This is a genomic window from Mycolicibacter heraklionensis, from assembly GCF_001021505.1.
GTDB lineage: Bacteria > Actinomycetota > Actinomycetes > Mycobacteriales > Mycobacteriaceae > Mycobacterium > Mycobacterium heraklionense.
Genome location: NZ_LDPO01000041.1, coordinates 1 through 9,515, shown reverse-complemented (window position 1 = coordinate 9,515; position 9,515 = coordinate 1). Strand labels below are relative to the sequence as shown.

The 9,515-nt window shown below is 68.9% G+C and carries 7 protein-coding genes and 2 pseudogenes; 5 read left to right on the top strand and 4 right to left on the bottom strand.

What is annotated here, in order from left to right; translation table 11 throughout:
• A pseudogene (locus tag ABW16_RS23270) lies at positions 1–560 on the top strand (hypothetical protein); the annotation flags it as partial.
• Here ABW16_RS23270 and ABW16_RS23265 read toward each other — a convergent pair.
• Positions 520–1,668, bottom strand: coding sequence for an AI-2E family transporter (locus ABW16_RS23265; protein ID WP_047321572.1), 1,149 nt, complete (start codon positions 1,666–1,668; stop codon positions 520–522). The pseudogene ABW16_RS23270 and the gene ABW16_RS23265 sit on opposite strands and share 41 nt — an antisense overlap.
• Before the next feature lie 154 nt (positions 1,669–1,822).
• Between ABW16_RS23265 and ABW16_RS23260 the strand changes: the two genes are divergently transcribed.
• Positions 1,823–3,010 carry a lysylphosphatidylglycerol synthase transmembrane domain-containing protein gene (locus ABW16_RS23260; RefSeq protein ID WP_047321576.1) on the top strand — a complete coding sequence of 396 codons (1,188 nt, stop codon included), beginning with the start codon at positions 1,823–1,825 and terminating at the stop codon, positions 3,008–3,010.
• A 16-nt stretch (positions 3,011–3,026) separates the two neighbouring features.
• On the opposite strand, the pseudogene ABW16_RS25130 reads toward ABW16_RS23260, so the two are convergent.
• Positions 3,027–3,389, bottom strand: a pseudogene (locus ABW16_RS25130) (hemophore); the annotation flags it as partial.
• Between the two features lie 326 nt (positions 3,390–3,715).
• Here ABW16_RS25130 and ABW16_RS23250 point away from each other — a divergent pair.
• Together ABW16_RS23250 and ABW16_RS23245 are read left to right on the top strand one after the other, a co-directional pair.
• Positions 3,716–6,712 (top strand): MMPL family transporter, encoded by a 2,997-nt coding sequence (locus ABW16_RS23250; RefSeq protein ID WP_047321571.1) that lies wholly within the window; start codon positions 3,716–3,718, stop codon positions 6,710–6,712.
• Positions 6,709–7,203, top strand: coding sequence for a helix-turn-helix domain-containing protein (locus tag ABW16_RS23245; RefSeq protein WP_047321570.1), 495 nt, complete (start codon positions 6,709–6,711; stop codon positions 7,201–7,203). The genes ABW16_RS23250 and ABW16_RS23245 overlap by 4 nt, the downstream gene beginning before the upstream one ends.
• A 19-nt stretch (positions 7,204–7,222) precedes the next feature.
• Here the strand turns inward: ABW16_RS23245 and ABW16_RS23240 are convergent, their stop codons facing one another.
• Both ABW16_RS23240 and ABW16_RS23235 read right to left on the bottom strand, forming a co-directional pair.
• Positions 7,223–7,936: a hypothetical protein gene (locus tag ABW16_RS23240; protein ID WP_047321569.1), complete on the bottom strand. Its 714-nt coding sequence runs from the start codon at positions 7,934–7,936 to the stop codon at positions 7,223–7,225.
• Complete coding sequence (locus ABW16_RS23235; protein WP_047321568.1) at positions 7,933–8,649, bottom strand: hypothetical protein; 717 nt, start codon at positions 8,647–8,649, stop codon at positions 7,933–7,935. The genes ABW16_RS23240 and ABW16_RS23235 overlap by 4 nt, the downstream gene beginning before the upstream one ends.
• A 51-nt stretch (positions 8,650–8,700) precedes the next feature.
• On the opposite strand from ABW16_RS23235, the gene ABW16_RS23230 reads away from it, so the two are divergent.
• Positions 8,701–9,515, top strand: an 815-nt coding sequence (locus tag ABW16_RS23230) for a M13 family metallopeptidase (RefSeq protein WP_047321574.1), incomplete at its 3' end; no start/stop codon positions are given.

Below are 9,515 nucleotides of genomic sequence, written 5' to 3'. Positions count from 1 at the left end.
CCACCCACCCCGCCCCGGGCCGCGGCGCACCGGCACGGTCGCGTCCGGCAGAACAGCTTCCGACCCGGCCGGTGAGCGGCAATCCGTCCAACGCCCGGACCAATCGGATCACCACCGGCCCGGCCGAACCGCCTACCACCCGCTTCTCCGCCGCCGAGCCGACGACGGAGCGGGTACCGTCGCCCAGCAAAGACTCGCCGGGCCCGGGCGAGCAGGAACGTGAGATCGAGTCCTGGCTGGGTGAGCTGCGCGGCGGCCGCGAGGCGGCGCAGTCCCGGCGCAGCCGGCAGGGCGAGACCGATTCGGAGGCGTCCGACGAGCGGACCCGGTCACTGCCCAAACCGACCGAGAACGCGGGCGACGTCGAGAACGCCCCCACCACGGCCATCCCGGCTCAGGGCTCGCAAGGCGACCCGGAGAACCCGGCCACCGAGAAGCTCACCGCTGTCGGCGACCAGGCCGGTGACGACGCGGCGGCCAACCCGCAGACCCCCCAGCGGCGCGGTGCTGCCGGCGGTCTCAGCGCGGCTGAACTGCTGCGTCGGGAGGGTCGGTACTGACCTCCTCGGTCTCCGGGTCCGCCACGTCGGGTTCCGTGACGTCCAGCGAGTCTGAGTCCGGGGCTCCGATCAGCACCCGTACCGCCCGGTCGATGAAGGCGATCGTCGGGACGGCGAGCAGCGCGCCGACGATTCCGGCCAGGATTCCGCCGGTGGAGATGCCCAACACCACCGCCAGCGGGTGGATCGAGACGGCACGTCCCATGACCAGCGGCTGCAGTACATGGGCTTCCAGTTGGTTGACCGCGATGATCAGCCCCAGGGTGACCAGGGCGTAGATCCAGCCCTTGGCGATCAGCGCGACCAGCACGGCCAGCAAACCGGTGAGCACCGCACCGACCAGCGGAATGAACGCCCCCAGGAACACCAGCGAGGCCAGCGGCAACGCCAACGGCACGGCCATGACGGCCAAGCCGATGCCGATTCCGAGGGCGTCGACCAGCGCCACCAGGAAGGTGGCCCGCACATAGCCGATCAGTGATTCGAATCCCGCGACGCCGGCTGCGTGCACCCGCTCGCGCACCTGGCTCGGGAAGAACTTCACCGTGAACCGCCAGATGTCACGGCCGCCGTAGAGGAAGAAGATCAGCGTGAACAGCACGACGAAGGCGCCGGTGAAGATCTTGGTGACGGTCTCTGCCGTCGACAGCGCGCCGCTGGTCAGCTTGGCCTGGTTGTTGCGCAGGCCGTTGACCACGGTGTCGCCGGCACTGTCGATCTGCTCACTGCTCAGATGTAGCGGCCCCTCGACCAGCCAGTGCTGGGTCGAGTTGATCACCTGGGTGACCTGCTCGACCAGTTCGGGCACCCCGTCGATGAACTGATCGACGACGAAGCTCAGCAGCCCGGCGAGCACCGCCAAGCCGCCGAGCAGCAGCAGGAAGACCGCGAGCCCGCGCTGTACCCCGTGTCGGGACAGCCAGTCCACGCCGGGCAGCAGCAGAGCCGACATCATCATGGCGATCGCCACGGGGACGACAATCACTTCGAGGCGCCGCATGATCAGCAGCACCACCAGCGCCGCGGCGAACAGCACCAGCAAACGCCAGGCCCACGCCGCCGCCTTGCGCACCGTCGGATGTACGGATTCGTCTGCGCTGGCTGACATTCCGGTAGCGTAACGATGCCGCAGCGGGTGCACATCAGGTAGTGAGAATATCGACGTGACGCGGCTAACCTTTGAATTCGTGCCCCACGCCCCCGTTTCTCACGACTGCGACGCTCACGACGTCGTCGTTCGGGAAGTCGTCGGGCGAGAAGCCCTGGCTCCGCAGCGCCCCGGTGGCAAATACCGTTGGGTGCGCCCGGCACTCGTGGGTCTGGTCGCGGTGGTGCTCGCGGTCGAAATCGCGCTGGTGTGGGACCAGGTCTTCGCCGCATGGTGCAGCCTCTGCCGCGCCGACGGCGGCTGGCTGGTGGGGGCGGTGGTGGCCGCGGCCGCGTCGATGCACAGTTTCGCGCAGATCCAGCGGACCCTACTGGGCTCGGCCGGAGTGCACGTCACGCAGCGGCGGTCCGAGGCCGCCTTCTACGCCGCCAACTCGCTCAGTACCACCCTGCCCGGCGGCCCGGTGCTGTCGACCACCTTCCTGTACCGGCAGCAACGACGCTGGGGTGCGTCCCCGGTGGTGGCGTCGTGGCAGCTGGTGATGTCGGGGGTGCTGCAGGCCGTCGGGCTTGCGCTGCTGGGCCTGGGTGGCGCGTTTCTCCTCGGCGCCCGCAACAATCCCTTCTCCGTGCTGTTCACCCTGGGCGGCTTCATCGCGCTGCTGCTGCTGGCGCAGGCGGTCGCCTCGCGACCCGAGCTGATCGACGGCATCGGCGTCCGCGTGCTGTCCTGGGTCAACTCGGTGCGCACCCGGCCCGTTGACGCCGGGCTTGCGACCTGGCGCCGGATGCTGGGCCAGCTGGAGTCGGTGAGCCTGGGCCGCCGCGATCTGTCGACGGCGTTCGGCTGGTCGCTGTTCAACTGGGTCGCCGACGTCGCCTGCCTGGCTTGCGCCGCCTATGCCACCGGTGGGCGGGCATCGGTTGCCGGTTTGACGGTGGCCTACGCCGCCGCCCGCGCGGCGGGAACGATTCCCCTGGTCCCCGGTGGCCTGTTGGTCGTGGAAGCCGTGCTGGTGCCGGGCCTGGTGTCCAGCGGCCTGACCCTGCCAGACGCCATCTCGGCAGTGTTGATCTACCGGATGATCAGCTGGTTGCTGATCTCAGCAGCGGGCTGGGTGGTGTTCTTCTTCGTCTTCCGCACCGACAACGCGGCCGGCCAGGACACCGACGACTACGCGTCGGTCCTCAGCGAACCGCGATCGGTTGGGTCACCGCACCGGCCGCAGGGCCACTCACCGGCAAGCCGGTCACCGGCAGGCCGCCTCCGGGCAAGCCGCCACCCGGCAGGCCGCCCTGAGCCTGCACGGCCTGCAGTAGCCCCAGCATCTGCGGCAGGCTGACCGCCAGCTTGCACTGGTTGCTGACCTCCTGCACCGGAGCGATGATCTTGGCCAGGTCGTCCTGGACCTTCGGGTTGGCCTCGAAGTGGCTCTTCAGATTCGCCAGCGTCTGCGGGCCGGGCTGCTGTTGCAGCGCGCCGGTCATCACCTGGTTGGTGTCCGGGTGCGAGTCCAGGTAGTCACCGGTCGAGGTGACCACCTTGCCCACGGTCCGGGCGATCTCACTGGCCACGCAGGGGTCTTTGGCTGCGGTCGCCGAGGGTGCCGACGGGCTGGCCAGCAGTGTGGCGGTGACGGCACCGCCCAGAAAGACCGGCAGGGCGGCAAGGACGGCCTTGCCCGACAGACTGCGACGCAGGGTGGCACGGGTGATGTTCACGAGTTCTCCTCACGACTGGCGAGATTCCGATCGGCCCCGACGAGGCCCCGCCACGTTGCGGATGACGCTTCGAAGGTGGTCTGGTGCGCGCGATGCCCCCCGGCAGCAACGGCAGATCGAAAAGACGGCCTTTTCCCCATCCTGACAGTAACCACCTGATGCCGCCACCCGAGCACTGGTCAGCCTGGTCACAGTGTGGTTCCGCGACGGCATCGGAGCAGCTCAGAGCCGAGAGAAACGGCCAGCGCAAAAGGTTGCTGCGGTAGGCTCGCAGCACGCGACGCACCGGTGCGGGCGAGAGCGGGGAGACCGAAATCCAGCAGTTCATGATGCGCTTCAGCAACAACCTGCGCAGATTCCGCTGGGTGGTCTTCACAGGGTGGCTACTGGCTGTGCTCGTCGCGCTCTACCTGGCCGGCACCCAGTCCGGTCATCTCACCGGCGGCGGCTTCGAAGTCCAGGGATCGCAGTCGCTGCACGTGCAGTACCAGCTCGAGGATCACTTTCCCGAGCAGGGCGCCTCTCCGCTCGCCCTGGTGGCCGCGCCCCGCGCCGACGCCACCTACCGGGACATGAAGGACGCCGTCGCGCTGCTGCAGCGGACCGCGGGCGAGGTTCCCAGCGTGACGGTGCTGCCGGATACGACGCAGCCGCCGCCGCGGCCGGACCGCCCTTATGTGGTGTCCCTGCGGGTGGACTTCAACAACACCGGCGCGGTCGACGTCGCCAAGAAGCTGCGCACGAAGCTGGGCGTGGACGGCGAACATCCCGGCCGGATCGAGAACGGTTCGGTGAACCTCTACGTGATCGGGCAGGGCGCACTCGGCGCCGCGGCGTCGGCAAAGACCAAGCAGGACATCGGCAAGGCCGAGCGGTGGAATCTGCCGATCGTGTTGATCGTGTTGCTGGCGGTGTTCGGCTCACTGGCCGCCGCCGCGATACCGCTGGCGCTCGGAATCGGCACGGTGATCGTCACCATGGGGCTGGTCTATCTGCTGTCGATGTTCACCGCGATGTCGGTGTTCGTCACCTCGACGGTGTCGATGTTCGGGATCGCGCTGGCGATCGACTATTCGCTTTTCATTCTGATGCGTTACCGCGAGGAATTGCGGGCCGGTCGCCAACCGCAGGAGGCCGTCGACGCGGCGATGGCGACGTCTGGGCTTGCGGTGGTGCTGTCGGGTCTCACCGTGGTGGCCTCCCTGACCGGGATTTATCTGATCAACACGCCGGTGCTGGTGTCGATGGCCACGGGGGCGATCCTGTCGGTCTCGGTGGCGGTGCTGGCGTCGGTCAGCCTGACTCCGGTGGTGCTGGCCGTGTTCGGCCGGGCGGTGGCCAAACGGTCGGCGATGCTGCACTGGGCGCGCAGCCCACAGACCGCCCAGTCGCGGTTCTGGACCAGCTGGACGGCGTCGGTGATGCGCCGCCCCTGGGTATCGGCCTTGGTGGCTGCGGGATTCCTGCTGGCCCTCGCGGCGCCGGCGCTGTCGCTGTCGCTGGGCAACAGCATGCTTCGCCAGTTCGACTCCTCGCACGAGATCCGGGGCGGGGTGGCCGCGGCGGCCCAAGCCCTCGGCCCGGGTGCCCTGGGGCCGATCCGGGTGTTGGTGACCATCCCCGGCGCGAATGCGTCGGCGCCCGCCCACGCCAAGACCTTCGCGGCGATCCGCCAGGAGATGACGCAGGCGCCCCACATCGCTTCGGTGTCCCCGCCGGTGTTCGGCAATGACAACAGCAGCGGCCTGCTGTCTGCGGTGCTGTCCGTCGATCCCGAGGACATGGCCGCACGGACCACCGTCGACTGGATGCGCGAACACCTGCCGGCGGCGGCCGGTTCGCCGGCGGTGCAGGTGGATGTCGGCGGGCCGACCGCGTTGATCAAGGACTTCGACGACCGGGTTGCGGCGGCCGAACCCATGGTGCTGATTTTCGTGGCGCTGATCGCCTTCCTGATGCTGTTGGTCTCGATCCAGTCGGTGTTCCTGGCGCTCAAGGGCGTCGTGATGACGGTGCTGTCGGTGGCGGCTGCCTACGGCAGCCTGGTGATGGTGTTCCAGTGGGGCTGGCTGGAACGGTTCGGGTTCGCATCGTCGGGTTCCATCGACACGTTCATCCCGCCGCTCGTGCTGGCGATGACGTTCGGCTTGTCGATGGACTATGAGATCTTCCTGCTGACCCGCATCCGTGAGCGTTTCCTGCAGACCGGCAACACCCACGACGCCGTGGCCTACGGGGTGAGTACCAGTGCGCGCACCATCACCAGCGCCGCCCTGATCATGATCGCGGTGTTCATCGGTTTCGCGTTCGCCGGGATGCCCCTGGTCGCCGAGCTGGGCGTGGCCTGCGCCGTGGCGATCGCGGTCGACGCCACCGTGGTGCGGTTGGTGCTGGTCCCTGCACTGATGGCGATGTTCGCCGAGTGGAACTGGTGGCTACCGCGCTGGCTGGCTCGGATCCTGCCGTCGGTGGACTTCGAAAAGCCGCTGCCCACGGTGGATCTGGGCGACGTCGTGGTGATCCCCGATGACATCTCCGCCCTGATCACGCCCAGCGCCGACCTTCGCGTGGTGGTCAAGTCGGCGGCCCGGCTCAAAGGGCTGGTTCCCGACGCGATCTGTGTCAGCGACCCGTTGGCGCTGCGCGGCTGCGGCGTGGCTGAGGTCGTCACCAGCAAGATCGAAGCGCTGCCGGTCAGCACGCCCGCGGCGGGACCGTCGCCGGCAGGCGGCAGATCGAGAAGCCATGCGCTGGCCCGGCTGGCCGGTGGCTGGCAGGCACGTACCGGTACCGACCGGGCGCAGCCCCGCACCATCCGGCCGGTTCACCCGGTCACCGTGTGGCGACGCCGGCTCGCGGTTGCGCTCGACGCGCTGGAGACCGAGTCGTGGGCTGCCAATGAGATCGGGCTCGACGTCCCGGCGCTGACCCGGTGCCGGCCGATGGAGACGGCCGCCGTCCAATTGCCCACCGGTGACCGACTGCAGATCCCCACCGGCGCTGAGACCCTGCGCCTGGCGGGTTATCTGGTGCTGGCCCGCAACAGCGCCCGGGACTACGCCGGGCTGGCCGAGCTCGCCGACGCGCTCGGCCCGAAAACGGTTGCTGGGGCACTGACCGGAATCGATGCGTATTACTCTGGTCAACCAGCCGACGGACACTGGATGGCCACCCAGCTGGTCTGTCGGCTCGCCGATCCGGAGCCCACCGCACGCGGCGACTACGCCTCCGGCGACGATGCGCTTGGAGCGAGTACGGACTGGGAACACGTCCAAGGGCGCTGCCTGGCAGTTGCCGTGGCGATGCTGGAGGAGGCGAGGTGACGTTGGCCGCGGACCGACGCCGCGGGCCGCTGCCTCGGCAGCCGTCCGGCGAGACCGACCGGCCGGTCGAGTTCTGGCCCACGTCGGCGATTCGCGCTGCGCTGCAGACCGGTGACATCGCCACCTGGCAGCTCATCGTGGTGGCACTCAAGCGCGACCCCTACGGCCGCACCGCACGCCAGGTTGAGGAGGTGCTGGAGGGCACCGAGTCCTTCGGCATCGCCAAGGCCCTGTCGGAGGTCCTGGCCCGCACCCGCGCGCACCTGGAGGCCAACGAGCGCGCGGAGGTCGGCCGCCACATGCGGGTGCTGATCGAACGGTCGGGTCTGAGCCAGCAGGAGTTCGCCTCGCGGGTCGGGGTTCCCGCCGACACACTCGGGGAATACCTCAGCGGCGCGGTCAGCCCGCCGGCCTCGCTGATGATCCGGATGCGCCGACTGTCAGATCGTTTCGTCAAGCTGCACACCCGCGAGGCGCCCGACGTCGTTTGACGCCGGGTCGCCCGTTGCGTCAGCGGGCGTGGATCGGTGACATCTCCAGGACCAACCACTGACCGCCGCGCTTGGTCAGCGTCACCCGCACCGGCACCACCGACTGCTTGACCTGTTGGTTGGCGACTGTCTGGACGCTGCGCATCACGACCGCGACCCGCGCGGCCGACGGCCCGAGCGCCTCGACACCGGCGCTGAGCGTCTGCGCGTCGACCGCGATGTTGCGGTTGGCCATGTCGGTAGCGGTCCGGCCGATGCTCTCCCGGAAGGCGTTCACCCGGTCCGGGACCATGTAGGTCGCAGCCTTCTCGATCGATGCTTCAGGGTTGGCCGGCGAGACGGTGGCCGCAGCTTCGGCCATGGCGACGGCGGTCTTGACCGCCTCACCGGAGTCGGCCTCCAGGTCGCGGTCCGGAACGGTCCACCGCAGGTATCCGAGCACTGCCGCGGCCACCAGCGCCGCCGCGGCCAGGCCGACGACTCCGAAGCGCAGGCCGGGCCGCTCGTTGTCGGTGCCGACCGTGACCTTGTCACGGCGCAGCAGCACGAAGTTGACCACCATGCCCTCGACGATCAACAGCACCAGCACCGAGCAGAGCGACACGTACCAAATCGGCCAGTCGAGCGTCAGCCCGACCAGCAGCAGGCCGCCGATCGCGGCCAGCGGCGCGACGATGTCGACGGCCAATACCCGCCACAGCGTCGGCGATTTCAGGAGTTCCAGCTTGCTCATCGAATCGACCTCAATCGGGAGATCATCAGATTGCCGGCGACGTCGGTGACGTCGAGGTGCAGCGCCCAGTGCACGGTCTGCGGCCTGCCGCCGACGTTCTCGGCGATCGAGGTGGCGATCACCATCACCGGGTCGGTACGGCCGGGGTTCGACGGTTGGTCACTTCCGGTCGCGGCCGGCTCGTCAAGGTCGTGGTGCTCCAGCTCAATGGCGACGGCTTCGATCCGGCCGGTACTGCGCGACTGGATCCGCTGCACCACGTCGCGGTAGGGCGCCAAAGCCGCGTCGAACTCGCTGTTGAGCTCGCCGACGGTCTTGTCGCGCAGCCGCGCCATGCCCTTCTCGACGTTCTCGGCGTTCAAGTTGATCAGCACGCTGGTCCAGCTGGCTGCGGTCTGCAGTACCCGGCTGCGGTAACCGCGCTCATTGACGTCGTCGTGGTGCACTTTCCAGGTGATCAGGCTGAAGACCAGCGCGGCCACCGCGACCAGGCCGAGGGCCACCGACCCCCACCCGTAGCCGGAGAGCGCACCGCCTGAGGGTGCCGGAGCCGGTTTGCTGTGGGTGCTCTTCTTGGTGGCTTTCCCCGGGGCCTTCTCGGTGGTCTTTTTTACGGTGTCCTGGTCCGCGGCGCTCTCGGCAGTGACGGCGCCGGGCTCGATGTTTCCGTCGTCCATCTCGGCGGAGATGTCGGGCTGCTCCTCGTCAGGCATGGCGGTGACGCTACAGGAGAGCTGCACGGTTCGTCGTGGAAGGATGGACCGGTGACCTCACCAGCCACTCGATCGGGCCTTGATCTCACCTATATAGATAGTGGCGTCCGGCCGCAGGACGACTTGTTCGGTCATGTCAACGGCCGCTGGCTCGACGGCTACGCGATGCCGCCGGACCGCGCCACCGACGGAGCCTTCCGGGCCTTGTTCGACCGGGCCGAGATCCAGGTCCGCGACCTGCTCACCGAGGCCGCCGGTTTAGCGAGCCTCGACGGAGGAGAGGCGAAGCTGGAACCGGCGCATCAGCCCGCGGAGTCGGGCGCGGCCGCCGGCACCGACGAGCGCCGGATCGGCGACCTCTACGCCAGCTTCTTGGACGAGCAGGCCGTACGCGAGCGCGGGGTGGCACCGCTGCGCCAGGAGCTGTCCGCGATCGACGACGCCGCTGACCGCCAGGCCCTGGCACAGGTGGTGGGCGCAGGTCAGCGCACCGGGGTCGGCGGCGGCGTCGGGCTCTATGTGGACACCGACTCCAAGGACTCGACCCGCTACCTGCTGCACCTGAGCCAGTCGGGCATCGGACTGCCCGATGAGTCCTACTACCGCGAGGAACAACACGCCGAGATCCTGGCCGCCTACCCCGGTCACATCGCGGCGATGTTCGCCCTGGTCTACGGCGGAGAACCGGACGAGCATGCCAGGACCGCGGCACGCATCGTCGCGCTGGAGACCCGGTTGGCGGGCGCGCACTGGGACGTGGTGAAGCGCCGCGATGCCGAGCTGACCTACAACCTGCGCACCTTCGCCGGGCTGCCGGACGAGGCGCCCGGCTTCGACTGGGCGGGCTGGGTGCTGTCTCTTATACA

What these genes read in the sequence shown, in the direction of transcription:
- ABW16_RS23265 (WP_047321572.1), bottom strand. Translation starts at nt 1,668, where the DNA reads ATGTCAGCCAGCGCAGACGAATCCGTACATCCGACGGTGCGCAAGGCG.
- ABW16_RS23250 (WP_047321571.1), top strand. Translation starts at nt 3,716, where the DNA reads ATGATGCGCTTCAGCAACAACCTGCGCAGATTCCGCTGGGTGGTCTTC.
- ABW16_RS23235 (WP_047321568.1), bottom strand. Translation starts at nt 8,649, where the DNA reads ATGCCTGACGAGGAGCAGCCCGACATCTCCGCCGAGATGGACGACGGA.
- ABW16_RS23240 (WP_047321569.1), bottom strand. Translation starts at nt 7,936, where the DNA reads ATGAGCAAGCTGGAACTCCTGAAATCGCCGACGCTGTGGCGGGTATTG.